Source organism: Cupriavidus sp. FW305-F7, assembly GCF_058782875.1.
In genome coordinates, this window is record NZ_JBYSYC010000038.1 from 22,948 (window position 1) to 47,067 (window position 24,120).

Below are 24,120 nucleotides of genomic sequence, written 5' to 3' on the forward strand. Positions count from 1 at the left end.
CCTCCTTCCGGACGCGCCCGAGGACGTGCCCGAATGGCCTCTGCCCCCGCGCGTCGGACAAGTCCGTTAGCGCAGCCTCGGGGTCGCCGGCCGGACTTGTTTCGCCATCTCCACACTTCGGTCATCTTGGCATAAGGCGAGGACATGCTCGTATTTGTTCTGTGACTTGCTCTAGCACTCCGGGATCGCAGAACTGAGCCGGAAACTGGCCACAAGCTATTGAGATTTACAAAAAACATGACAACGGATTCTAGGCTGGTGCGTTTTATCTCGAACAGGTCGATTGGGAGGGTCGGCCGACAAGCGGCAGGCGGCCCTGCGCGAGCGAATGGCCGTTGGACTTTTAGGAATGGCCGCTACCGTCATGGCGACCTGAACGACAGCAATGGGTCGCAAAGAGACAGTGAGCGACCGGTGCGGGGCAGTCCAAGGAATTCGCGCTTCAATTCAGGTCAGTCTCGGTATTTCCGGTTCTCATCCGAACGAGCGCGGACCGAATTGGACGCTAAGTCGTTGATTTTTCGGAGAACGCAGTCTCGAGAATTCCGATTCCTCGCACAAATTGCGGGGAAACGGGATTAGTGAGACTTCGCCGCTTCTTGTAAGACAGGAAATAGCGAATTGATGAGACTGCGGGGACTCAGCGGGGAGCGCGTTGAGCCTCCGCCGACGCAAATCAGCGAGTTTCTGAAGAACAAGGTTACCGGCGACGGGCCGCAGTCGACCGAAAAAGACGTTCACCACAGTCTCCTTATTGAGTACGGCATCGGATAGATGCATGCTTGACGATGTTCGCCAGCCAAAATTGAGGGGGTGGTACATGACTCAGCGAGCACGGCATCTTTATCGGAGTTCCAATGGCGACCGATGGTCGCTGGTTCGCGACCTGGATTCGGGGCGAGTGTTCATCCGGCATGAGCCCAACATCCCATCGGGCGGCCAAGCATCCGAAATAGCCGTCGGCGATTTCCTCGTGTGCGATGCGCACGGACCAGAGCATGCCGAGTTGTTACGGCTTATCGGAACGCTTGTCGAATCCGGCTGACGTCGGGGATCGCAGTGCGCGCTGCCGTCCGCTCAGACGCGGTGCAAGTGCGAGACACGCGGCATGGTGCGCCGCACGTGCGGAGCCATCGCGCGCCCCTGGCATATTGATTAGCGCGCACAGGGTGAGGATGAGCCTCTTAGATCGATCGTTATTTCTCTCCAGACTCCTAGGGCCGACATTCGTCGCGGTCGCGCTCGGTATGCTGATAAATCTCGGCATGTATGAGAGCATGATCACGGAGGCGCTGCATCCTGGCATCCTGTTCTATCTGTCCGGCTTACTGTCGCTGCTCGCTGGTCTCGCAATCGTCAACCTGCACAATAGATGGCAAATGGACTGGCGCGTGATCATCACAGGGCTGGGCTGGCTCATGACAATAGGTGGCATTATCCGCATCGTCTTGCCGCAGGTCGCAATTTCGGTAGGTTCGACCCTCTATAGCAGCCGCGCCTCTATTATCGTAGCCGCACTGATAATCGGTGCGCTTGGCGGGTTCCTGAGCTTCAAGGGTTACATGCGGCGTGGCTGAGGAAAGCCACCCTAATATCGTGAATTGGCTTACCTTGCACCCGGGCTGTCGCAACCTACTCCAGCCTCGCTTTTGCTACGTTGCCTCGGTGATGAGCGGATCCAAGTCCCTCACAACTGGAGGACCAAATATGCAATTTCAGAATAGCAATCTACACGTGGTGTATGACGGTGCGTCCTGGGCCATTGCAGTGGAAGGCGAAGGTCGTTTGGAATCGGGTCTGGACTTCACAACAGCCATTGCAATAGCAACCTCTTTTGCCGTGGAGCGGCGAGTCCTTCTCTATGTGCACGACAAGCAAGGTGGCATTGCTGAGCGCATCGATTTTGGCAATGCAATGGTCGCTAACGAAGGGCATGGGCTTTCAGCAATGCCCGACCAAGGAACGCCTGACGCTGAAGGGTCGTCGGGTCAAGTCCACCTTCCCGCCGAAAAGGACAACGCCCACTAGGTGGTCCGGCGCTCGATCTTACGCCAACGTGTGTACTTCTGCTTGATTGGAGGACTAGTACCCCTGCCCGCCTCGGCATCGGACGACACCAATGAGAAACAGGCACTGAGCGTCCATGCCTGTTGGCTCACCTCAACGCTGACAGCGGGATTCCGCGCAACCTCGCCGTCATGCGCGGTCTGATAAGCGCGCCTCATTCCCTGTCTAGTGGATCCGTGGATGGTGCGTTTTCGTCATTGAAACAACCTTAAATGTGACAGTGGTGTAGACACTAAGGCGGATGTCGAATCAGTAACTCTCGTCCAACATTGAATATGCGGGGCGGGTGTTTGGGCCCCGCATTTACGGGCCCTGAGGTACCCCCCGGACCCCGGGGCTCTTTTTTGGTTCATCGCCGATCTGCGTGACCGCTTAGAAACAAAAGGGCCAACCGCCCACCGCTGTTATCTTGGAGTTGCGACACAACAAGAAACAGGAAGGTGGTGGTTGGCCCTACGCAATTGTATGGCCCAGCTTGGCTGCTGGGAAGGCTATCGCCTGCGCGATAGTTGGGAGGAAACCCGTGAAGGGCAGCGCTATTGCGTGATCCGATTGGAGCCCAAGGCGCGCCGGCGCGGGTACTGCAGTGGGTGCGGGCACGTAGTTAGCGCTGTGCACGATTGGGCCGAGCGCCGGGTGCGAGATCTGCCGGTATTCGAGATGCCAGTTGAACTGATCGTGCCGAGGCTTCGTCTGGCGTGCCGGCGGTGTGGGCCCAAGCTGGAGCGCCTGGACTGGCTGGCTCCCTATGCGCGGGTGACAGCACGGCTGGCCGCCAGCGTGGCGCGGCTTTGCAAGGTGATGTCGCTGCGCCATGTGGCAGCGTTTTATCGGCTGTCCTGGACCGCGGTCAAGCGGATAGACCAGCGCCATCTGGAGCAGGAACTTGGGCCGGTGGACCTAAGCGGCGTCACGGTCATTGCCATGGACGAGTTTGCGATCCAGAAGGGTCATCGCTACGCGACGGTCATCGTCGAGCCGTCGAGCAAGCGGGTACTGTGGGTGGGCCGCGGGCGCTCGCGCGAGGACATCCGCCCGTTCTTCGAGTTGCTCGGCCCTGAGGGACGTGCTCGGCTACGTGCCGCCGTCATGGACATGAATACTGCCTACGATCTCGAGGTGCGCATGCATTGCCCGCAAGCCGAGGTGGTCTACGACCTGTTCCACGTGGTAGCCAAGTACGGGCGGGAGGTCATCGACCGAGTTCGAGTGGACGAGGCGAACCGTCTGCGCGGTGACCGGGTGGCCCGCAAGGTGGTGAAGTCCTCGCGCTGGCTGCTGCTACGCAACCGCGAGAATGTCAAACGAGAGGCCGATCAGATCCGGCTCGAAGAGATCCTGGCGGCCAACAAGGCGCTGATGACGGTCTACGTGCTCAAGGACGATCTCAAGGCGCTGTGGGACTATCGGCACCCGGGCTACGCCAGGCGGTTCTGGGAGGACTGGTACGAGCGCGCCATGAGCAGCGGGATTGGGCCGCTGTGCCAGTTCGCCCGGCGGCTCAAGCCTTACCTGCCGGGCATCTTGGCCCACACCCGCTGGCCCTTGGGCACTAATCTGGTCGAAGGCATCAACAACCGGATCAAGGTGATCAAGCGCATGGCCTATGGCTTCCGCGATGACTACTACTTCTTCCTCAAGATCCGCGCCGCCTTCCCCGGAATTCGGCGATGAACCCTTTTTGGGGCGTTCAATGGCAACAGCCGTAGTACGCCAAACCGCGACGCGCGTATCCCGCAAGGGGCGCGTTGCGCCTCCGCAGACGCAGGACAGCGAGTTTCTAAAGGACAAGGTCACCGGCGACAGGCCGCAGTCGACCTTCCCGGCGCTGCGTCTGCCTGCATCCACCAGGGCGACAGGGGTTGTCTGGTGCTACCCAACACTTCATGGACACAACGCACACCCGCGACAGGAGGAAGGGTGGCCTCGCCGCGCGATGCCGCTGCCTTGGCTGCCGGCTCGCCAAGCTGCCTGGTGGCTGGCACAGTCCTCGCGTGGATCTCCAGCGCGCTCTAACCCACGCGCGATCAAAACCTGGGCGGTGGCCCGCCCTCAACTGGAGACTGCCATGACAACTCTGACCGTTAAAGACCTGCCCGCCGAAGAAGGCCTGGACAGCAAACAAATGAGCGCCGTCCAGGGTGGACGGATGAAGCTTCCAGGCCAACGCCCGCCAGGTGACCTGCTGATGTCCCCGGATGGCGAACCGGTATCCGTCTACGTTGACGGGGTGCTGATCAACTCAGTGACTGACGGCTTCGTTCATGTCTGAGCGAAGAGAAGGTAAAGCGAGCCAGGTCAGCAAAGTCCCTGGCTCGCTCCCACTTGCGGCTCTAAATGCGGCATTCTTGCCCTTGCCGATGACCGGCAGAACTCAGCTGCGATAACCCCCTTTGCTGTAAATTCATCGCAATGCGTCGCGAGACGGGACGAAGGTTGCGGAAGGGGCGCGCGACCACTTCACCTCACCGCGCGCAGGTACGGGCAACTTATTGTACGGAACCGGAATTCGTGAGACTAGGTGCTTTTCCGTGAGACTAGAAATTTGGAATTAGTGCGACTGGCGCGTGCTTGCCTTGAGACCAGGCGGGCTGCGCGCTAGGAGCGCGAATCCCGATTCCCTACGTCCCGTACTTGAGGGGAAGCACTGACCGGGGCGCATTTGACTGCTGTCGGCCATCTACGGACACTGGCACGCAGATTAGTGCGGACGCCTGAGAGGCAGCTCTGCACCAGATAACGGACAGTACCTGCGCTGATCATGGCGGTCGTATCGGACGATCCTGCCGCGCTTTGCTGTGTTGACGCCCGCTGAAGGAGGGGCACCCATGCTCGCGAATGCACCTAACCGGATGGCAAGGTGTTGCACTTCAGATTTGAGGGCGCCCAGCAATCTAGTTTGAGGAAAGCTTTGTCACTGTCCTAACGAGAAAATCGTGAATGTAGTCGGAAATAAGTTCGGGGTGTTGGTGCTGTGGTGCATGCCCCGCTTCGGAGAAGAAGATGAACTGTGCTTGTCGCATATTCCCGATCAAAGGAAACCAGTTCTGCCCAGCGGTGCTCGTATCGTGGTCTCCTGCGATTACCAGGATCGGCACATTCACCTGCCCCATGCGATCGCGCCGGTGCTCCTCATCCTTATGGAAGCCCTCTGCCGCCGTGAAGTACGGTGCCAACTCGTCGGGCCTGGAGGGTATCTTGGAGGTAACGTCAGCCCTAGCGTAGATGCGTTCGTGAGATGCCTTGGCCTCGGCACGGCTTGCCTGGGAGGCGGGCTCGAAAAACAAAACCTCCTCATCCGCCAGATCGTTCACAGGCTTGAATGCACGATCGAGAAACACCTGCTGCAGTGGGATATCGTTGTGTCCGGGTGGGTTGGTTCCGATGAGGATCGCGTGAGTAACGCGTTGCGCGTGGTCCAGAAGATAGGTCTGAGCCACAAGTCCTCCCCACGACCAGCCGAGGATGACGAAACGATCGGCCTCGATTGCGTTGGCGAACTCATCGATGAACTTCGACGCCGATGCCATGGAGTCGGGAAGTTTGCCAGTCGAGTAACCGATGCCGGGATAGTCGACGGTGACGACGGTGTACCGCGACGCTAGTCCGTCAAGAAACAACGGATCCCATGTATCGAGCGTCCCGCGTAAGCGGTTGGCGAGAATGATCGTCGGCCCCTGCCCTATCTTGCGGTAGGCAATCCTGTCGCCCTCGACCGTCACGTAGCACGTCGGGGCGGTACCCGCGGAGACCGCGGCATCGACGGCAGCCGCGTGGCCCGCAGTGGGCAGAACGCCGAAGGTTGGCATGCATCGGGCGAAAAAACGCTTCATGACTGTATCTCTTGGAAAGTTGGTGGCTATCTCACCACCGGATCATTGGGAGTGGCTTGAGGGGGTGCAGGACAGCGTGCCGGCATGTCAGCCGAAGAAGGCAGCGGTGGAATCCGGCGCTGGGAAACCGCGCGAATACATCGGCCAGAAATCCTTTCGGAATCGACGCGGTGATGAATCCGCCGGTCACGTCTACCCAGTCGGCCTGCCGGAACACTTCGACCAACTCGCCTTCGGTGCCGCGATAGGGTCGGATCTTGTGATGCTGGCAGATCATGGCGTCCACCAATTCGCCCATGCTCCGGTAATCGGCATCGTCCAGGTAGTCGCTTGCGAGCTGCCGGGACGGCTGCAGGTAATCAAAGGTCCGGCCGGTCCATATCCCCAGGTCGTGAAAGGCGGCAGCGATGCTGATGACAGGCTCTCCGGCCACCGCGGATGGCGCTAGCGCGCTGCAAAAATTGGCGACCCGATACGCGTGGTTGCGATAGGCGATGAAGTCGGCGCCGAGTTGCGCCCTATGCTGTTCAAGAATGCCGTCGAGCAGCGGCAGTTGGGCAAATAGCCGCGGCTGTCCTTGTTTTGGCTGGCTCATGGCAAGGGCAACAGAGATTCAGGGGCTGACCGTCAGTCGGTGGGAGCGGCGGATACGCATCGCCTGGACCGTCGCGCCAGTCAGGTAGACGAGGAAGCCGATGCCAACCATAGCCTTCAGTGTCGGATCTTCCGGACCGCTGAAGGCCGGATTGCCGATCGGGATGCGCGTGCCGGTCTCCGTCAATCCTGGGATCAGATGGAAGAACAGCGTAAGCGAGTAGCCCAGTACGGCAAGGTAGCGTGCTACGCCCGCTTCCCTATGTCGCTCGCAGGCACTGGCAATGGCGAGCACTGCCAACGTCAAGATTGCCAGTGCATGGGGCGGCCCGAATCCGCCATGGCGGAAAATAAAGAGCCCGGTGAATGCCGTAGCTGCCGTCAGCCATATATAGAGCCGGCCGGATCGCGTCCTCATCTCGATTTCGCCGTGCTTAAACAACGCCACCAGACCACACGCCACTGCCACCAGGGCAATCGAGGTGTGGAGTATTCCGAGCGGACTGAGGTTGAGCATGATGGCACTCCGGGTTCGCTTGCTTAGACGCCGTGGAGGATCCGTATCGGCAGCACGTCTGCGCGAGCGGGGGGAATAATCAGGAGCGAACGAAAGCCAACAGGTCCGCGTTAATCGTCTCGGCATGCGTGGTAGGCATGCCATGTGGGAATCCCTTGTATGTCTTCAGGATGCCATTGCGCAACAGCTTTGCCGAAAGGGGTGCGGAGTCAGCATAGGGCACAATCTGGTCGTCGTCGCCATGCATTACCAGCGTCGGCACAGTGATCTTTTTCAGGTCCTCCGTGAAATCGGTCTGTGAAAAGGCGACGATGCCGTCGTAGTGCGCCTTGGCGCCGCCCTGCATGCCCTGCCGCCACCAGTTCGCGATGACGCCTTCGTCCGCCTTGACGCCCGGTCGATTGAAACCGTAGAAGGGACCGGCTGGAATGTCACGGTAGAACTGTGCTCGGTTGTTTGCGACCTGCGCCTGGAAGCCGTCGAAGACGTCCTTCGGCAATCCACCCGGATTGGCTTCAGTCTTGACCATCAATGGTGGCACCGCGGCGATCAGCACGGCTTTCGCAACGCGACTTTCCCCGTGTCGAGCCAGATAGCGGACGACTTCGCCACCGCCGGTGGAGTGGCCGACATGGATGGCGTTCTTCAGGTCTAGATGGGACGTCACCGTTGCCAGATCGTCGGCATAGTGGCTCATGTCGTGACCGCTGGCAGTCTGGGTCGACCTGCCGTGGCCACGCCGGTCATGGGCGATCACCCGGAATCCGTGGTTCAGGAAGAACATCATCTGCGCGTCCCAGTCGTCCGCGCTCAGCGGCCATCCGTGGGAGAAAACAATGGGCTGGCCACTGCCCCAGTCTTTGTAAAATATGTCGACGCCGTCCTTCGTTCTGACCGTATGCATGGCATTGTCTCCTTGTTGGTTGCCCCTGCTCGCCGGGGCGGTCGCGTTGGTGGCGGCGTCCGCCGCGCGAGACATCGTGAACAATGCCGCCACTGACGCGACGGCCTTCAGGACGCCACGGCGCGTCGCTGTCATCACCGACCGTTTTCGTCGTTCATTTTGCGCTTCCCCTTGCGTCCGATCAGTACGGTCCCCTATAGACCTGGTCGGCTACCGGCTTTGCCCGGCCGTTGAGCTTGCCGCCCTCACTGAGGAAATCGTTGTAGGGATCCACAAGCAGCAATCCTGTGGAAGCCGCGGGATACGTCCCTGGTTGGCTTGATTCCGTCATGGTCTCCCCTTCGCATCCATTTGCTGGTAATTATTTCTTGAAACCTTGGTCCCCGGCTACGTAAAATCGGCAAATGTCGCCTGGACTTGCATGGCAACCCGCCGTGAAGGGCCGCCCAAGGAGCAATCCATTGACGAAGCTGGTCTGCCCGGAGTTCGACGAATTCGAGGCGGCGCTTTACGGCGTCCAGGGAAGGTATGTCTTGCGGTCCCGGCCGCAGCGAGACTGGCAGCTCAAGGTGATCGACCTCAATGGCGTGGCGATCATGATGGGCCGGGAGGGCGCCTCCACGGCCTATTCGGGTATCGGCATGCCCGACTACTTCAATGTCTTCGTGCCGTTGAGTGCACAACAATGCACCATTGTCGATGGCCGTGCCTTCGACGAGCGCACGGTCGGCTGGATGGCGCCCGACCAGATGTTCCACATCGTTGCGGAGCGGGCGGCAAGCTGGCTGACGGTGGCGATATCGGCGCCATTGGTCCTGCACTGGGTCCACACGCACGTCGACGAGTTCGACGCCACGCTGCTCTCCAACAATCTGGTCTGCACCGGTCGAAACGGCGTGCCGCAACTGCTGGCAACGATTCGGCGCATCTTGCGCGTCGAGCGCGACGACCCAGACCAATTGCGCCATCCGGCCGCCACGCTCACGGCTCGCGCCGAGCTGATCAACCTCGTGTTTCGCGCCGTGCTGACGGTCGGCGATGGCGCGACCCATCTCCGGCTCAACCCTCGTCATCGGCAGATCCTGAGCAGGGCGCTGGGCTACCTCAAGTGCGTGAGGGAAACGACGGTCCTTGTGGACGACCTCTGCGCGGCTGCCGATGCATCCGAACGCACGGTTCGCAACGTGTTCCATCGATACCTGGGCATGGGACCGCATCGCTACCTAGCGCTGTACCGCATGCATGCTATTCGCGCAGCCCTCTGCAATGCGATGCCGGGCGATACGGTATCCGCGATCTGCGGACGATTTGGTGTCTGGGACTTTGGCCGGTTCGCGGCGCTCTATCGCGCCTACTTTGGGGTTCTCCCATCGCAGACGCTTCGACGGCGCCGGCGTGGATGAGGGGGAGAATTTGGATAGGTTGGGGCACCAGCGGACGGGCGACTGCAATGCGAGATAGCAGGCGCAAACGTCTCCGATACGCCGTGGTATGTGGCGAACCTGACATAGAGCGGACCGTGGGCCTGGACAACGGCGATCCCTTTATCATGCTCTGGATTGGCTATGCGGAACAACCGTCGACAAGCGATCGCCCGCGTCGGTCGATCAACTGCCAAAGCGACAGTGGAAGCGGATGACTGTTGGACTCGGATAGCTGCCACCGAGTTGTGGAGGAGTCGAACGGCTCAGAAGGGTCGGGAACAGCCGACCGGCGCTGGCTCTCGCAACACGTGTGCTGGGCAAGGCCCGCCCTCGCTACCCCGGTGCGCGAGGGATGCCCTGCATGGGCTCGGCAATCGGGCCCATGACGACCCAGCGATGCATCCCGAGTGGCCAGCGCTTGACATCTCGGCCGGCGCGAACTTTGCTTGCGATAGGAAGCGGCTCTCCAGTTATCGCCCATGCCCTTGCAGACGCCCCCTTCGCCCTCCGCCCGTACCTGGGCCCTCCACTGCACGCTCTTTCGCGGGCAGACTCCGCCGCGCGCATGCCTGTACGTGCTCGCGGACCTGCGCCGAGGCGTCGCGCTGTCGGCCATACTGGCCGAACAGCCGCTGGGTGGTGCCTTGGCCGCATGGCTGGAGGCGGCCGCGATCGGCAGGCCCCCGCCACGGGCGCTGCAGTCGGCCGAGCTGCCCTCGGAGCAAGACCGGCGGGCTCTTTGCGCATGGATTGCAGCCTACGACGTTGTTCTAGAGCCGCAGACTCTGGGTGGGCGTTTCTGGAAGCCTGTAGATCAACTCTTGCAGTCGGCGTGGGAGAGCCTTGGTCTGGCGCCCGGCGCAGTCGGCGAGATGCCGACCTGGTCCGGCGCGCAGCAGGGGCTGGACCGCTGGTTTCGCGAACATTGCCAGCACCTCAGCGGGGTGTGACACCGCGCGCGGGGGCGTCTGCGATATTGGCTACCCGGTGGTGGGAACGGCGGTAGCCGCTGCAGGTCCTGAGCACCCGGCGGGGGCCCCATCCGCTGGAAGCAGCGGTGGTGAAATAGATGTTCAAGGAAGCGCGGGTGCGCAACATGTGGGCAGAGACCGGCCATCTTCAGCCGTACGCCTTCGCGCTCGGACAGCCATTCAAGCGGCCGCTCCGCTCAAACAACGGACCTCCGTACTGGGGTCGTGTCGACGGGTCATCGGCCGTTTCTGCCGCTCGTCCAATCCCACGTGCAAGCGCCCGCATCGCACAAGCCTTAAGATAGATGGACCGTCGTCGGACAAGAAATGGCCGCTCATGGAAACGACCATTTCAGCCCGCTGAAGCTAGACGCCTGTAAGCACTTCTACGAGCCCCTGTAGCCGAGGCGCTTCGAAACCGCCTGCGCACAAGCATCCAATGCTTTGGCCACCGGCCCCTCCCAATCGGTATCAACAGTGCCGGTCGGTCCCATGATGGTGATCGTCAGCGCAATGTTTCCCGAATAATCGAACACCGGCGCAGAAAAGGCGACGATCCCTGGCGTGGGATGGTTGATGCTGCGAGACATGTGGCGCGCCCGCGCTTCCTTGATCATTTCCTCGACCACGGCGGCGTCCAGTGGATGCGCAATATCGGGGCCGAGCCGTATGCGATCGTCCAGCAACAGCCTTTCGGTGAACTGACGTGGGAGGAATGCCGAGAAAACCCTGCCGGTCGCCGTATTGGCGAGCGACATGACCGTGCCGGTGCGGATGTTCGTGTGGATGGGATAGGACGCATCGATCAGCCGCACGATGACCGGCCCAAGGTTTCCCCACACAGCGAGCGCGACCGCGTGCGACGTTTCTTCCGAAAGCGCTTCGGCGAACGGCGTGGCCTCGCGGATCGGGTTCAGCGTCTGCAGGCTGGTCAGCCCGAGCTGGATGGCCATCGGGCCGAGCAGATAGTGACCCGTGACCGGGTCTTGGGCGACGAGCCCGATCTTGCCAAAGCTCACCAGATACGGATGGATCTTGCCGGACGGCATGTTCGCCGCCTTCACGAGATCGCGTAGCGCCATCGGCCTGGCCTCGGAGGCCAGTACCTTCAGGATTTCTCCTCCCACTTCAATCGACTGGATGCCGCGGCGCTCTCGCTCGGGTGCCTGGTCGGTCTGGTCCACGGTATGTCCCTGCTATGAGATGGATAGTGCGCGCAGTATAGCACTAGGCATTATCTAATAAACAAGCGTAGGGTTAACATGTAGATATTTTCAATCGCGCTAGTACTAATCTAGCAAACATGGTGGCACCGCTCTTGGCGTCCGTACCGCCCGCACTTGAATGGAGAAGTCGATGTCTACACTGCAACAGGAAAAATGTGATGTTCTGGTCATCGGATCAGGCGTCGCCGGCATGTCCGCGGCCATTACCGCCGCCAGCCGGGGGCTGAAGGTCATCGTGGCCGAGAAGGCAAACTATTACGGCGGCACGACGGCCCGCTCAGGCGGCTGGCTCTGGGTGCCGAACACCCATCTGGGCAAGGCATACGGCCATCACGAACTACCGGACCTGGCGCTGACCTATATCCGGAACCAGGCCGGCGCCGGGTTCGATGAGGCGCGTGTACGCGCCTTTCTGGCGAACGGCCCGAAAGCGATCGAGTTCTTCATGACAAAGACCGCCGTCCAGTTCGACATGCCGCTCACGTTCCCGGACTACCACGCCGAGGCGCCCGGCGCCGCACAGGGCGGCCGCTCGATGGTGACGCGTCCATACGACGCGCGCGAACTCGGCCCGTTGCTCAAAACCCTCGGCCCCGTGCTGCCGGAACTGACGGTCTTCGGCGTGACGATCGGCTCCGGCAAGGAGATCGTCCATTTCATGCGGGTGACGCGATCGCTGCAGTCCGCGTGGTATGTCACCAAACGCCTGACCAAACATTTCCTGGAGGTAATGAAGTACGGGCGGGGCATGACGCTGACTAACGGCAATGCGCTGGCCGCGCGGCTCGCGAAGTCGGCAGCCGACCTGTCGATCCCGGTATGGCTGTCGTCGCCTGCCGTGCAGTTGTTGCAGGAGGGGGGGCGCGTCACCGGCGCGGTGCTTGAGCGCGACGGCCAACGGGTCAGCGTGAAGGCGCGTCACGGTGTGGTGCTGGCCAGCGGCGGATTCCCGCACAACCTCGAGCGGCGCAAGGAGACTTACCCGCACGTGAAGGCCGGGCACGGCCACTTCTCGCCAACGCCGCAGACCAATGTGGGCGACGGCATGCGAATGGCCGAAGAGGTGGGCGGTGTGTTCGACAAGACCCTGTCGAATGCCGCCGCGTGGACGCCCATGTCGCTCGTGCCGCGCAAGGACGGCACGACCGGCATCATGCCCCACTTCATCGACCGGGCGAAACCAGGCGTGATTGCCGTCAGCCTGGATGGCAAGCGCTTCGCCAACGAGGCGAACTCGTACCACGATCTCGTGCAGGCAATGATCGCCGCCTCGAAGGGCAAGCCGGAGACGGCGTGCTGGCTGATCGCCGACCATGCGGCGATCCGGCACTACGGCCTCGGCTTCGTGAAGCCGTTCCCAATGCCGCTCGGGCCGCATCTGCGCAACGGCTACCTCAAGCGCGGCAAGACGATCGAGGACCTTGCGAAGCAGATCGGTGTCGATCCGGCGACACTCGCCGCCACCGTTCGCCGGTACAACGAAACGGCGCAGTACGGCCGCGATCCCGAGTTTGGGCGCGGCAGCAAAGCCTACAACCGCTATCAGGGCGACGCGCTGCACACGCCCAATCCCTGCGTCGCGCCGCTGGCCAACGGTCCGTTCTATGCGCTCAAGCTCGTACCGGGCGACCTTGGCTCATTCATGGGCATCCGTACGAACGAGCACGCCCAAGTCGTCTCCCGGGACGGCGATCCGATCCCCGGCCTCTACGCAGCGGGCAACGATGCGGCAAGCATCATGGGCGGCGAGTACAGCGGTGCGGGAATCACGCTCGGCCCGGGTCTGACCTTTGGCTATGTCGCGGGCAACCACATCGCCGATCACGTTCAGGCCACGCCCCCGAAAGCGAGCACGGCCGCCCCGCGCGAGCCTCTGGCCATGCACTGAATTCCCTAACCGATTTTTGTCACCCACGCGGCCGCATTGCGGCGGCCGCGTGGCGGCGTTCACCCTGAATTTCCCTCGATTGCAATCATGATGATTCCTAAACTCCTGACCGGGAAGGTCGCTTTCATAACTGGCGCGGGCCAGGGCAACGGCCGGGCCATCGCCATCGGCCTCGCAGAAGCCGGCGCGACGGTCGTCGTGACCGACATGAACGAAGCCAATGCCGACGAGACGGCGGCGATGATCGATGCCCGTGGACATGCGGCACGCGCCTGCGCGCTGGACGTGACCGATGCCGCGCAATGCCGCGCCGTCGCCGAAGAGATCACCGCCTGCGTCGGCCCCGTCGACGTGCTGGTGAACAACGCCGGCATCCTCATTCGCGAGGGCATCGACAGCGAGAATGCGCTGGCCAACCTGCAGCGGGTGATGAAGGTCAACCACGAAGGGACTTTCAACGTCTGCCACGCGTGGTTGCCGGCCCTGCGGCAGACCCGTGGCGCCATTGTCAACGTTGCGTCCATCGCGTCGCTTTCGGGCCAGCCGAACACGCTCGGCTACTCGCCCTCGAAGGGCGCGGTGAAGATGCTGACCCAGTCGCTGGCAGCCGACCTCGCGCGCGACGGTGTGCGCGTCAATGCCATTGCACCGGGCGTCATCGAAACGCCCATGACCGTTTCCACGCGCACGGACCCGGCGAAGCTCGAACGCTTCATGTCCCGCATCCCGATGAACCGGGTTGGGCAACCCGAAGAGCTGGTGGGCGCGGTGCTGTTTCTCGCCTCGTCGATGTCCACCTATGTGACCGGCGTGACCCTGCCCGTGGACGGCGGGTACCTCGCCGCCTGACCCTCACAAACGAGGCAAGCGCGCACAGCGCGCTTGCCCGCCCATCCAGGAGACAACGATGAAACAGGCATCCCGCACGATCGACGTGCAGTCCTTCATCGACGCCGAACGCTTTTCCCCTTGCCAGTGGCTGGTCCTCGCCTTCTGCTTCCTCGTCGTGGCGGCCGACGGCTACGACACGGCGGCAATCGGTTTTATCGCACCGTCGCTGGCGCACGAGTGGGGCATCGGCCGCGGCGAACTCGGTGTCGTCATGAGCGCAGCACTGGCTGGCCTGAGCCTGGGCGCGATCTTCGCGGGACCCGCGGCGGATCGCATTGGCCGGAAGACGGTACTGGTGGCGGCTGTCACGTGCTTCGGAGGATGGACACTCGTTGCCGCCCATGCACAGACCGTCGGCGCATTGACCGTCCTGCGCTTCCTGACCGGACTCGGGCTCGGTGCGGCCATGCCGACGACCATCACGATGATGTCGGAATACGCACCGTCGCGTCTGCGCTCCCTTGCGGTGAATGCCATGTACTGCGGCTTCTCCGGTGGGCTGGTGGCGGGCGGCGCGGCATCGGCCTGGCTGATTCCTCATTTCGGCTGGCGAAGCGTGTTGACGGCTGGCGGCATCGCGCCGCTGATACTCGCCTTACTGCTCCTTGCGCTGCTTCCGGAGTCGGCCCAGTTCCTGGCGGTGCGCGCCGGGGCGCCCGAGCGGATCGCGCGCATCCTGAAGCGCATTGCACCTCGGCAATCGCTCGAACACTGCGTGTTCGTCGCGCCGATGGCTTCGGCAGGCAAGGCGGGAAAGGCTTCGGCTCTTGCACTCATCCTGTCGGCCGGATACCGGCGGCGCACGTTCCTGCTCTGGCTGTCGTGCTTCATGGGTCTGGTGATCTATTACCTGATGACGAACTGGATGCCGACGCTGTTCCGTGAAGCCGGATTCAGCGTGGAACGTGGCGCGTTGCTGGCCTCCCTCTTTCCCCTTGGCGGCTTGCTCGGCAATCTTGTTGCGGGCTGGCTCATGGACCGCTTCAATGCCAACCGTACCATCGTCGTAGCGTACCTGCTGGCCGCTGTGCTCGTCATCGTGGTGGGACGCGGTGTCGAACATCCGGAGTTCCTCGGCATCTCGCTTTTCCTTTGTGGCACCCTGGTCACGAGCGCGGCAACTTCGATGTCCACCTATGCCGCAGGCCTCTATCCGACCGAGGCGCGTACGACGGGCGTGGCGTGGATGCAGGGCATCGGGCGGATCGGTGGCATGGCCGGCGCCTTCATCGGCGCAGGCCTTCTCGGTCTTGGCTGGGGCTTCGGCGATGTATTCGGCCTGCTCGCCGTGCCGGCGCTGCTCGCGGCAGGGTCGGTCTTCATGATCGCGAAGCCCCGGCACGCCTATCCGATGGCAAGGGTGGCGGAGTGAGGCGGTTCGGCGCTCTCGCCATTGCGGCGGTCATGAGCATGGCGTCCATGCGCGCCTGTGACGCCTTGCTTCCGGCACTGTCGTCGGGCTTCGATGTACCCATTGGCATGGCGGCGTGGTCCATCTCCGCGTTCGCGCTGGCCTATGGCCTGATGCAGCTCGTATATGGACCGCTCGGCGACCGCTTCGGCAAACTCCGCGTCGTCACCCTTGCGCTGACAGGCTGTGCCGTTGCGAACGTCATGGCCGCCGTGGCCCCGACCATGCCCGCCCTCGCGCTGGCCCGGGGACTCTCGGGCGCAGCCGCGGCGGGTGTCATCCCCATGAGCATGGCGATGATCGGCGATACGGTTCCGGTCAGGGACCGGCAGCAGGTACTTGCCCGCTTCTTCCTCGCGACCATCGGCGGGATGATCGGTGGCCAGTGGATGTCCGGGCTGATCGCCGACTGGCTGCACTGGCGCATTGTCTTCTGGGTGCTAGCGGCGGGCTCCGGCGTCGCGGCGCTCGTCGTGCGGATGCAGGGATCGGGCATGGTCTCCGACCTGATTGCCAGGCGTTCATTCGGGGAGCAGTTCCGCAGCGTGCTGGGTCGGCCACGCGCCAGACTGGTGTTCGCAGTGACGGCGATCGAAGGCCTGTTCACCCTGACGGGATTTGCCTTTGTGCCGACCTATCTGCACGGCCGCTTCGGGCTCGGCCTGGGTACGGCCGGCGCGGTGATGGCGATGTATGGCGTCGGTGGCCTGGTATACGTGGCGCTGTCCGGCGTGCTGATTAGGCGTCTGGGCTCTGATGCGCTGGCCGCCCTCGGAGGCGCGCTCCTGGGTGCCGCCTTCGCCATCGTGGCGGTCGGACCACGGTGGGAATGGAGCGTGCCCGGATGTTTCCTCGGCGGACTCGGCTTCTACATGCTTCACAACACCTTGCAGACCCAGGCGACCGAGGTGTTCCCACCATCGCGCGGTACAGCGGTAGGGCTGTTTGCCGCGAGCCTGTTTCTTGGGCAGGCGCTCGGCATGAGCGGCGCTGCGGCCGTCGCCGGCACCCTCGGCGAGCGATGGCTGTTTGCCGCCAACGCCGTGGCTCTTCCCCTTCTCGGCATGGCATTCGGAGGACGGCTCCGCACAGACGGTCCCCGTCACCGTCCCGGATAGCAGCCATAGATGCCTGCCACCTGCCAGCCACCGAACCAGTTTGCCCTGAAGCGATCACGACGCTGATCGCTTTTGGCCTCCACTTCCCGATTCACCTGACGACGGGCCGTTCGGCGCGTCGAGGAAATCCCCTTCTTTCAGAACCCGAACGAACACGCATCAAGACAACTGGAGGATCCAAGATGCAAGACTTGACGACAAGAGGCGGTATCACCTGCTGCGTGGCGCTCTCCCTGCTGGGTGCCACAGGATTGGCCCATTCCGAAGTGACCCTGTATGGCGTAGTTGATAGCGGCATCGAATACGCCAATCACCAGCCCGGGAATGGAGACAGCGTTTACCGCGTGACTTCCGGAAATATCGCCGGGTCCCGCTGGGGACTTCGGGGAACCGAAAACCTCGGAAATGGTGTGCGAGGCGTGTTCGTACTGGAGAGCGGGCTCGACGTCGACACCGGAAAATCCGGCCAGGGTGGCCGCCTCTTCGGCCGCATGGCCTATGTCGGACTGCAGGGATCGTGGGGCGGAATCCTGCTGGGAAGGCAGCAAAGCGCGTTCTTCGACTTCGTCGGCAACTACGATCCCATGACGCTGGCGACCAAGTATTCGATCTTTACCCAGGATCTCGCATACATCCAGCGGGCCGACAATACGGTCAAATATGTCGGCACCTTTGGCGGCCTGACCGCGTCGGCGTTCTACAGCTTCGGCGCGGACAGCAGCGTGGTCAATGGCAGTGAAGTGCCCGGCCATGCGAGCCTGGGGCGCGAGTACGGCGGCTTCCTGACCTATGACGCCGGGCCGTTTGGTGTCGCTGCCGCGTATGACGAAATCAACACCGGCACTGTCACCGTCACGCCGGATGCCAAGGTGAGGCGAGTTTCCACGGCAGCGACCTACAGGATCGGCCCGGCGAAGCTGTTTGCCGGTTATCGCTGGGCAAGAGGCTATGACGGCGGCGTCGTACTCGGGTCCGTCGCGGGCGCAGCGAACCAGGGCTCCAACCTGTACTGGCTGGGCGCCAACTGGCAACTCACGCCTGCTATCACGTTGGCTGGTGCCGCCTATTTCCAGGATTTCAGAAATACGGGTAGTGATCCCTGGCTGTTTGCCTTCAATGCCGACTATGCCTTCTCGAAGCGGACACACGCGTATACCTCTCTCGGCTATACAAAGAACAAGGGCGTCTCGAATCTCGGCTTCTTCGACTCCGGCAAGTCGTTCGGAAATGCCAATCCCGGCCAGAATCAGCTAGGAGCCGTCGTAGGGGTGCGGCACATCTTTTGAAGTCCGCAAGTAGCTCCTTCCTTCTGCCTCTGCCTGCCTCGCTCCCACGTCTGGGGAGCAGGCACGCGCCAGCGCTCGTACTCTGGCAGAGGGCTTTGCAGGCCTGAAAGCGAAGGGACTGGCCTGCTGACTGACACCTTGTCTCGCCACATTGGCGACGTCACCAAGTGGGTTCGCCGACGATCGCACGCAGCCGGCGGTCGAGCCTCTGCGAACTTCCGCAACGGCGGAGCACTTGCCGGCCGGCAGGAAGGCTCGGACGACCGCTGTAGGCTGGAAGCCGCCATCTGCCCATCCGATCAGCGAAAACTTGGCTGGACGTCCCGTCGTTACCGTGTCGATGGCAGGCGTCGCGGCCTAAGCCTCCCGCGCTTGTTGGAAGAACGCGGGAGGCACTTCCGGGCCCCATATCCACAACTGATCCTCCGTTCCCTGGACTGTGGTTGCCGGTACTGTGTTGTCGTAGAGGTCACCGTCGGCGTAATGCTCGACGCGGAAACCATCCGGGTCCCACCAATAATCGAATATCTGGCTGCCAAGAACATGGCGGCCGACACCCCAGTGGGCCTTGTAGTTCTTCGACTTCAACCACTCATGACCCATATGGACCGCGTCGAAATCCTGCACTTCGAAGGAAACATGATGGACGTTCGTTGCTTCCGCCCTGGCGATCAGAAGCGTGTGGTGATCGGTAGGCGTCACCCCCTGATCACAACGCATGAAGAATCCGAGATATTCGTCTGTGGAGCCCGGTTGCAGCATCGCGTCTGAAACAATCATGCCCAGGTTCCGAACCGCCCAGTCCCTTGCAGCCACAGGGTCGGGCACGCCCAAGGCGATATGTCCCAGGCGAAGCACCTGGCACGGTCCACGGCGGGGTCGTTGTGGCGTGTTGAAACGTGCCTTCCGGATGCCCTCATTCAGCACGGACGGCGGACAGACCGGCAACTCCGCGACGTCCTCGATACCGTGAATCAATTCGAGCTTTACGCCGCCTGGCAACTCGACGTCAACGCACAGGCCACCGCCGGGACGATCGAGCTCACGAATTCGCGATGCCCCCTCGAAACGCGTCGCATGCTTCAGATCTTCCTCACTGTCCACTTCGAGACCGATCGCCTTGAGCGCCGGTTCGGCGGACTGTTCGGCCACATACAGATAGGGACTGGACAGCGCCCCCCTGAAATAGGCGGCGTGCCCAGGCCATTCCACGGGAACAAGGCCAAAGTCAGCCATGAAACTCCGGGTCCTGGCAAGGTCGCTGACCCCATAGACGACATATTTTCCACCACGAATCTTGATCACGACGGTCTCCGGTACGCGTATTCTTCTTTGGCCTCGGCGGGCTGGAATTCAGTTCCTTGCAACGATCGGTGTCGTCACCGCCACGATACCCTGCACAGCCACCTCGATGACCGATCCGGGCCGGGCATATATACGCGGATTCCGGCCAAAGCCGACACCCGCCGGTGTACCCGTGGCAATCAGATCTCCGGGCTGCAAGGTGATCGTCCGCGTGATGAACTCGATGATCTCGGAAACGGAAAACACCATGTCGGCAGTGGTACCGTCCTGCATGACTTCGCCATCGACCCGGGTTGTCAACCGCGTGTTCGCGAGATCCACCGAGTCTGCGGTAGCGATGACCGATCCAATCGGCCCGCTGCTGTCGAGATTCTTGCCGATGCCCCACTGGCCCGTGCTGAGCGTCATGCTCTGGAGCTGGGCAGCTCGTCCGCTCAGATCATTGAAGACGGTGTAGCCCAGTACACCGTCCAGCGCTTCGCCCTGATTCGCTTCAAGCAGCGGCTTCCCGATGATCGCCGCGAGTTCAACCTCCCAATCCACGCCGTCCGGCTCCGTCGAGGGCACTGGTACAGCGGTGCCCGACGTCACCAGCGTCGATGCCCAGCGCGCAAACAGGTTGGGGAAAGGTGGCGTCGGCAGGCCGCCCTCCTTGCCATGCTCAACATAGTTGATGGCTACGCAGATAATCTTCGCACTGGGTGGAACGGGTACCGCCAAGGTAACGTCCGCCAGCGGCAGAGAGCCCTTGCGCAGTGTCCGGGCCTGCGTCAGCCAGCCTTCCGTATCCTTGTAGAAGCTGCGCAAGGACGTCAAGGGCGCGATAAGGCCATCGGCCAGGACGCCGATGTCGGCCCCGCGTTCGACGTCGGCGTTGGAAGGGCGATAAGCGATCAAGTGCATGCTAATTCTCCAGGGGTATTGGGATTCCCCTGCTGCAATTCGACAGGGGTGCGCCGCGGTAGCGCGGCATCCGCCAATGGATGGCGGGACATAGTGAGCCTCAGGCGCTGCCACTGAAGGCGAGCGATATGGGCAACGCCTTCTGGTCTGGTTCGGGCCATCGCTGCGATACAGTCTTGAGCTTGGTGTAGAAACGTGCGGCGTCTGGCCCATAGAGATGGGATTCACCGAACTTCGAGCGCCGCAGGCCGCCGAAGTTGAAGTACCCCACGGGAAGCGGCACCGGAACGTTAACCCCGACCATGCCGGACTCGATCTCGTTCGCGAAGCGATGCGCAGACTTTCCGTCGCGGGTGAAGATGACCGAACCGTTCCCGTAGGCGTGCCGGTTCGTGATGGCAATGGCTTCGTCGAGTGTCGCCGCGCGCATGATGCCGCGCGCCGGTCCGAAGACCTCTTCCTTGTAGAACTCCATGTCCCACGTTACGTGGTCAATCAGCGTAGGGCCGAGGTAGTAGCCACGTTCATGACCGGGTACGCTCAGATTGCGTCCGTCAATGACGAGTTCCCCCCCGGCCTCCACGCAATCGCCAATGGCCCTCTCCACGGCCAGCTTGGACTGCGCCGAGATCACGGCCCCAAAATCGGCAGCGGAATCGTCATAGGCGCCCACCTTGAGCGCCTGGATCTTTGGCACGATAAGTGCACGCAGACGCTCCGCCGTTTCCATGCCGACGGGTAGCAACAACGATACGGCCATGCAGCGCTGGCTCGCCGAGCCATAGCCGGCCGAGACGAACGCATTGGCCGCAGCCTCGAGATCGGCGTCGGGCATCACCACCATGTGATTCTTGCCGCCGGCAAATGCGGCCACGCGCTTGTTATGCGAGGTGCCCTTCTGATAGATGTACTCGCCGACGGCCGTGGAGCCCACAAAGCTGACGCCTGCGATGCCAGGGTGTTCGAGCATCCCGTCGACCACCTCCTTGTCGCCCTGTACCACGTTGAAAACGCCGTCGGGCAAACCCGCTTCTTGCCACAGGCGCGCAAACTCCAGCGCAGCGCCGGGGACCTTCTCCGACGGTTTCAGGACCACGCCATTGCCAACCGCCACGGCCATCGCAGTCATCACGGCAGGCACCATGATCGGGAAGTTGAATGGCGTGATGCAACCCACCACGCCGATTGGCACGCGCATCGAGAACACGTCGATGTCGCCGCCGACATTGATGGCGTGCTCTCCTTTTGTCACGTGGGGCGCATTGGTCGCGAATTCGATCGCCTCAATGGCGCGGCCGATCTCTCCCTTTGCGTCGGCGATGGTCTTGCCGTGCTCGCGACCGATGATCTCGGCGAGCCGGTCGATATTGGCGATCATTAGCTCGCGAAGCTTGAAGATGACGGACTGGCGCGTTGCATGCGAGGCCCGGCCCCAGCGCTGGCCTGCCTCGGTGGCGGCCGCGACTGCGCGATCGAGGGTGGCGCGGTCCGCATAGGCGCAGCGCGCGATTTCCTCCCCCGTCGACGGGTTGAAGACCGCGCCGGTACGCGCGCCACTGTCCGGCTCAAGCTTTCCTGAAATGAAGTGTCCGATGGGTCTCGCCATGGTTCGTGTGTCTCCGTGAGCAATAAGAGCGAATGCTACATCGACATTTATGCATTCGGTATGGCAAGATGTGCATTGCCGCAATGCGTTTTTGCATAAATGGGAGGGGTGGTGAATCAGTTCAACTGGGATAACTTGCGGGTATTTCTCGCCCTGGCGCGGGCGCAATCCGCGTTGGAGGCGGCGCATGTGCTCGACATGAATCAGTCCACCATTTCCCGTCGTCTGGCGCGACTCGAAGAGGACATCGGATCGAAACTGTTCGACCGGAGTTCGCAAGGCCATCGCCTCACAAGCGCGGGTCACCGCCTGCTGGAGCATGTGGAGAAGCTGGAGAGCACGCTCGCGACCGTGGAATCCGAAGTCTTCGGAGATAGCCTGGCCCTAACCGGCGAGATTCGGCTAGGTGCGACGGAAGGGTTCGGCAGCTACTTTCTGGCGCCGCACCTGGCGCACTTCTGCACACGACATCCGGGCATCGCCGTCGACTTGCTGCCGATGCCGAGAAACATCAATTTGTCCAAGCGCGAAGCCGACGCTTCCGTTACCGTCGATCGGCCTACCACGGACACCTTTGTCACCAGCAAGCTTGCACAGTACCGACTGCTTCCATACGCCACGCAGGACTATTTGCACCGCCACCCGGCGATCCGTGGCCTGGCAGACCTTCCCGGTCAGCGATGGATCGACTACGTGGACGATCTGGTCTTCGCGGAACAGCAGTTCAGCCTGCACAAGTGGTTGCCCGCGGCAAGGCCGTTCATGCGCAGCACCAGCGTAATCGCGCAACTTCAGGCCGTCCGCTCCGGGCTCGGCATGGCCGTTTTGCCGTGTTTCCTGGGGTCCGTGACTGAAGGTCTCGTTCCCATCCTTCCCGCCGAAATCGACATCATCAGAACCTTCTGGCTAGTCGCACCGCAGGAACGAAGAGAGCTCGCGCGAATCAAGGCGCTATGGGACTACCTCCGGCAAGTTGCCGACGCAAACGCCGATTTCCTCATGGGCAAGTCCGCAAGCATTGAATGGCTGCCGCGGTAGACGCTCAACCGGGTTCGAAAGCGGCCATCCGGAGCGTCAGCATGTGAGCGAATCGCGTCCGAGACTTCGGCAAGCATTGCGCCTTGAAACGACGAAGCGGCGCGGATGCCTGCCGCTCAGTGGCTTGGATTGCTACTCTTCCAACGCCTCGGCTAGTAGAACCAGATCCGCGAGTGCCTTGCCACCGGCCGAAATGTGAGTACGCATGGCCTCGGCCGCGGCGTCGGATTGCCCACTCAGGATCGCTTCGACAACCAGCCCGTGCTCGCGATATGACGTCGCGATACGCGCTTCGTTGATCAGGTCTTTCTTTTGCCAGTAGATCGCCAGGCGGCGCCGAAGCTGGACGATCTGCTCCGACAGGAACGGGTTCGCCGCGGCGATATAGAGCACTTCGTGGAACGCACGATTGGCCTCCGAATAGGCCGCCGCGTCGCGCGCATGCGCAGGCACGCCCGCTGCTTCGTGAGACTGGGACAACGCCAGCTTGCCTGCGGACGAAATGCGTTGCGTAGCCAGCCGCGCGACCACGCCCTCCATTTCCGCCAGTGTCTCGAACATCGCCACCAGTTCGGCGGCACTCGGCTTGTGCACAAACATGCCGGCCCGCGGAACGATCGTCACCAGCCCTTGCGCGGCGAGCATCAGCAATGCCTCGCGCACCGGCGTGCGCGAACTTTCGAACTGGTCGGCCAGCGTCTTCTCGTCGATCTGCGCGCCGGGGCTCAAATCCCCGGCCTGAATGGCGGCGATCACGCTCTCTCTGATCCGGTCTTGTAGCGATTGCACGGGAAGCGCTGACTACGTGCCCGCACCCACTGCAGTACCGGCGCCGGCGCGCCTTGGGCTCCAATCGGATCACGCAATAGCGCTGCCCTTCACGGGTTTCCTCCCAACTATCGCGCAGGCGATAGCCTTCCCAGCAGCCAAGCTGGGCCATACAATTGCGTAGGGCCAACCACCACCCTCCTGTTTCTTGTTGTGTCGCAACTCCAAGATAACAGCGGTGGGCGGTTGGCCCTTTTTGTTTCTAAGCGGTCACGCAGATCGGCGATGAACCTTTTTTTTTTCTGAGTTGCCTTGCTGCTACATGTCGGTGGGAGCGTCCGCTTTTTCTTTGCGGCAGACGTTCGCATCT

21 protein-coding genes are annotated in these 24,120 nt (G+C 62.1%); 12 read left to right on the forward strand and 9 right to left on the reverse strand.

Features of this window, described 5'->3' with window-relative positions; all coding sequences use genetic code 11:
- The first annotated feature begins 1,247 nt into the window (after positions 1-1,247).
- The 4 genes from AC3WL8_RS28910 to AC3WL8_RS28925 all read left to right on the forward strand — a co-directional run bounded on the left by AC3WL8_RS28910 (position 1,248) and on the right by AC3WL8_RS28925 (position 4,339).
- Positions 1,248-1,577 (forward strand): hypothetical protein, encoded by a 330-nt coding sequence (locus AC3WL8_RS28910; protein WP_492379364.1) that lies wholly within the window; start codon positions 1,248-1,250, stop codon positions 1,575-1,577.
- A 130-nt stretch (positions 1,578-1,707) separates the two neighbouring features.
- Positions 1,708-2,028, forward strand: a complete 321-nt coding sequence (locus AC3WL8_RS28915; RefSeq protein ID WP_492379365.1) for a hypothetical protein — start codon at positions 1,708-1,710, stop codon at positions 2,026-2,028.
- A gap of 504 nt (positions 2,029-2,532) precedes the next feature.
- Positions 2,533-3,741, forward strand: coding sequence for an ISL3 family transposase (locus AC3WL8_RS28920; RefSeq protein WP_492379366.1), 1,209 nt, complete (start codon positions 2,533-2,535; stop codon positions 3,739-3,741).
- A 394-nt stretch (positions 3,742-4,135) separates the two neighbouring features.
- Positions 4,136-4,339 carry a hypothetical protein gene (locus AC3WL8_RS28925; RefSeq protein WP_492379367.1) on the forward strand — a complete coding sequence of 68 codons (204 nt, stop codon included), beginning with the start codon at positions 4,136-4,138 and terminating at the stop codon, positions 4,337-4,339.
- A gap of 622 nt (positions 4,340-4,961) precedes the next feature.
- On the opposite strand, the gene AC3WL8_RS28930 is transcribed toward AC3WL8_RS28925, so the two are convergent.
- From AC3WL8_RS28930 to AC3WL8_RS28945, 4 genes are all read right to left on the reverse strand, one after another.
- Positions 4,962-5,900, reverse strand: coding sequence for an alpha/beta fold hydrolase (locus tag AC3WL8_RS28930; protein WP_035825723.1), 939 nt, complete (start codon positions 5,898-5,900; stop codon positions 4,962-4,964).
- Between the two features lie 31 nt (positions 5,901-5,931).
- Positions 5,932-6,495 (reverse strand): hypothetical protein, encoded by a 564-nt coding sequence (locus AC3WL8_RS28935; protein ID WP_492379368.1) that lies wholly within the window; start codon positions 6,493-6,495, stop codon positions 5,932-5,934.
- An 18-nt stretch (positions 6,496-6,513) separates the two neighbouring features.
- The gene (locus AC3WL8_RS28940; protein WP_035825720.1) at positions 6,514-7,011 is read right to left on the reverse strand and encodes a DUF2306 domain-containing protein; all 498 of its coding nucleotides are present in this window, start codon (positions 7,009-7,011) and stop codon (positions 6,514-6,516) included.
- A 79-nt stretch (positions 7,012-7,090) separates the two neighbouring features.
- A complete protein-coding gene (locus AC3WL8_RS28945; RefSeq protein WP_035825742.1) occupies positions 7,091-7,915 on the reverse strand; it encodes an alpha/beta fold hydrolase in 825 nt (274 codons plus the stop codon).
- A gap of 461 nt (positions 7,916-8,376) precedes the next feature.
- Between AC3WL8_RS28945 and AC3WL8_RS28950 the strand changes: the two genes are divergently transcribed.
- Both AC3WL8_RS28950 and AC3WL8_RS28955 read left to right on the forward strand, forming a co-directional pair.
- On the forward strand, positions 8,377-9,318 hold the full coding sequence (locus tag AC3WL8_RS28950) for an AraC family transcriptional regulator (RefSeq protein ID WP_492379369.1): 942 nt from the start codon (positions 8,377-8,379) through the stop codon (positions 9,316-9,318).
- A gap of 596 nt (positions 9,319-9,914) precedes the next feature.
- On the forward strand, positions 9,915-10,289 hold the full coding sequence (locus tag AC3WL8_RS28955) for a hypothetical protein (protein ID WP_226798020.1): 375 nt from the start codon (positions 9,915-9,917) through the stop codon (positions 10,287-10,289).
- 407 nt (positions 10,290-10,696) lie between these two features.
- Here AC3WL8_RS28955 and AC3WL8_RS28960 read toward each other — a convergent pair whose 3' ends face one another.
- Positions 10,697-11,494: an IclR family transcriptional regulator gene (locus tag AC3WL8_RS28960; RefSeq protein ID WP_035825971.1), complete on the reverse strand. Its 798-nt coding sequence runs from the start codon at positions 11,492-11,494 to the stop codon at positions 10,697-10,699.
- 172 nt (positions 11,495-11,666) lie between these two features.
- On the opposite strand from AC3WL8_RS28960, the gene AC3WL8_RS28965 reads away from it, so the two are divergent.
- The 5 genes from AC3WL8_RS28965 to AC3WL8_RS28985 all read left to right on the forward strand — a co-directional run bounded on the left by AC3WL8_RS28965 (position 11,667) and on the right by AC3WL8_RS28985 (position 18,130).
- Positions 11,667-13,424, forward strand: a complete 1,758-nt coding sequence (locus AC3WL8_RS28965; protein WP_492379370.1) for an FAD-dependent oxidoreductase — start codon at positions 11,667-11,669, stop codon at positions 13,422-13,424.
- 90 nt (positions 13,425-13,514) lie between these two features.
- Positions 13,515-14,273, forward strand: coding sequence for an SDR family NAD(P)-dependent oxidoreductase (locus AC3WL8_RS28970; protein WP_492379405.1), 759 nt, complete (start codon positions 13,515-13,517; stop codon positions 14,271-14,273).
- 58 nt (positions 14,274-14,331) lie between these two features.
- Entirely contained in the window at positions 14,332-15,687 is a 1,356-nt protein-coding gene (locus AC3WL8_RS28975) for an MFS transporter (protein ID WP_492379371.1), read from the forward strand.
- On the forward strand, positions 15,684-16,844 hold the full coding sequence (locus tag AC3WL8_RS28980) for an MFS transporter (protein WP_492379372.1): 1,161 nt from the start codon (positions 15,684-15,686) through the stop codon (positions 16,842-16,844). The genes AC3WL8_RS28975 and AC3WL8_RS28980 overlap by 4 nt, the downstream gene beginning before the upstream one ends.
- 182 nt (positions 16,845-17,026) lie before the next feature.
- Positions 17,027-18,130: a porin gene (locus tag AC3WL8_RS28985; RefSeq protein WP_492379373.1), complete on the forward strand. Its 1,104-nt coding sequence runs from the start codon at positions 17,027-17,029 to the stop codon at positions 18,128-18,130.
- Between the two features lie 357 nt (positions 18,131-18,487).
- Here the strand turns inward: AC3WL8_RS28985 and AC3WL8_RS28990 are convergent, their stop codons facing one another.
- From AC3WL8_RS28990 to AC3WL8_RS29000, 3 genes are all read right to left on the reverse strand, one after another.
- Positions 18,488-19,435: a VOC family protein gene (locus AC3WL8_RS28990; protein ID WP_492379374.1), complete on the reverse strand. Its 948-nt coding sequence runs from the start codon at positions 19,433-19,435 to the stop codon at positions 18,488-18,490.
- A gap of 48 nt (positions 19,436-19,483) precedes the next feature.
- Positions 19,484-20,338, reverse strand: coding sequence for a fumarylacetoacetate hydrolase family protein (locus tag AC3WL8_RS28995; RefSeq protein ID WP_492379375.1), 855 nt, complete (start codon positions 20,336-20,338; stop codon positions 19,484-19,486).
- 100 nt (positions 20,339-20,438) lie between these two features.
- Complete coding sequence (locus tag AC3WL8_RS29000) at positions 20,439-21,944, reverse strand: CoA-acylating methylmalonate-semialdehyde dehydrogenase (RefSeq protein ID WP_492379376.1); 1,506 nt, start codon at positions 21,942-21,944, stop codon at positions 20,439-20,441.
- A 111-nt stretch (positions 21,945-22,055) separates the two neighbouring features.
- On the opposite strand from AC3WL8_RS29000, the gene AC3WL8_RS29005 reads away from it, so the two are divergent.
- A complete protein-coding gene (locus tag AC3WL8_RS29005; protein WP_235205932.1) occupies positions 22,056-22,982 on the forward strand; it encodes a LysR family transcriptional regulator in 927 nt (308 codons plus the stop codon).
- A 132-nt stretch (positions 22,983-23,114) separates the two neighbouring features.
- On the opposite strand, the gene AC3WL8_RS29010 is transcribed toward AC3WL8_RS29005, so the two are convergent.
- The gene (locus AC3WL8_RS29010) at positions 23,115-23,771 is read right to left on the reverse strand and encodes a GntR family transcriptional regulator (RefSeq protein ID WP_492379377.1); all 657 of its coding nucleotides are present in this window, start codon (positions 23,769-23,771) and stop codon (positions 23,115-23,117) included.
- Between the last annotated feature and the right edge of the window lie 349 nt (positions 23,772-24,120).

What these genes read in the sequence shown, in the direction of transcription:
- AC3WL8_RS28910 (WP_492379364.1), top strand. Translation starts at nt 1,248, where the DNA reads ATGCTGATAAATCTCGGCATGTATGAGAGCATGATCACGGAGGCGCTG.
- AC3WL8_RS28915 (WP_492379365.1), top strand. Translation starts at nt 1,708, where the DNA reads ATGCAATTTCAGAATAGCAATCTACACGTGGTGTATGACGGTGCGTCC.
- AC3WL8_RS28920 (WP_492379366.1), top strand. Translation starts at nt 2,533, where the DNA reads ATGGCCCAGCTTGGCTGCTGGGAAGGCTATCGCCTGCGCGATAGTTGG.
- AC3WL8_RS28925 (WP_492379367.1), top strand. Translation starts at nt 4,136, where the DNA reads ATGACAACTCTGACCGTTAAAGACCTGCCCGCCGAAGAAGGCCTGGAC.
- AC3WL8_RS28930 (WP_035825723.1), bottom strand. Translation starts at nt 5,900, where the DNA reads ATGAAGCGTTTTTTCGCCCGATGCATGCCAACCTTCGGCGTTCTGCCC.
- AC3WL8_RS28935 (WP_492379368.1), bottom strand. Translation starts at nt 6,495, where the DNA reads ATGAGCCAGCCAAAACAAGGACAGCCGCGGCTATTTGCCCAACTGCCG.
- AC3WL8_RS28940 (WP_035825720.1), bottom strand. Translation starts at nt 7,011, where the DNA reads ATGCTCAACCTCAGTCCGCTCGGAATACTCCACACCTCGATTGCCCTG.
- AC3WL8_RS28945 (WP_035825742.1), bottom strand. Translation starts at nt 7,915, where the DNA reads ATGCATACGGTCAGAACGAAGGACGGCGTCGACATATTTTACAAAGAC.
- AC3WL8_RS28965 (WP_492379370.1), top strand. Translation starts at nt 11,667, where the DNA reads ATGTCTACACTGCAACAGGAAAAATGTGATGTTCTGGTCATCGGATCA.
- AC3WL8_RS28970 (WP_492379405.1), top strand. Translation starts at nt 13,515, where the DNA reads ATGATTCCTAAACTCCTGACCGGGAAGGTCGCTTTCATAACTGGCGCG.
- AC3WL8_RS28975 (WP_492379371.1), top strand. Translation starts at nt 14,332, where the DNA reads ATGAAACAGGCATCCCGCACGATCGACGTGCAGTCCTTCATCGACGCC.
- AC3WL8_RS28985 (WP_492379373.1), top strand. Translation starts at nt 17,027, where the DNA reads ATGCAAGACTTGACGACAAGAGGCGGTATCACCTGCTGCGTGGCGCTC.
- AC3WL8_RS28995 (WP_492379375.1), bottom strand. Translation starts at nt 20,338, where the DNA reads ATGCACTTGATCGCTTATCGCCCTTCCAACGCCGACGTCGAACGCGGG.
- AC3WL8_RS29000 (WP_492379376.1), bottom strand. Translation starts at nt 21,944, where the DNA reads ATGGCGAGACCCATCGGACACTTCATTTCAGGAAAGCTTGAGCCGGAC.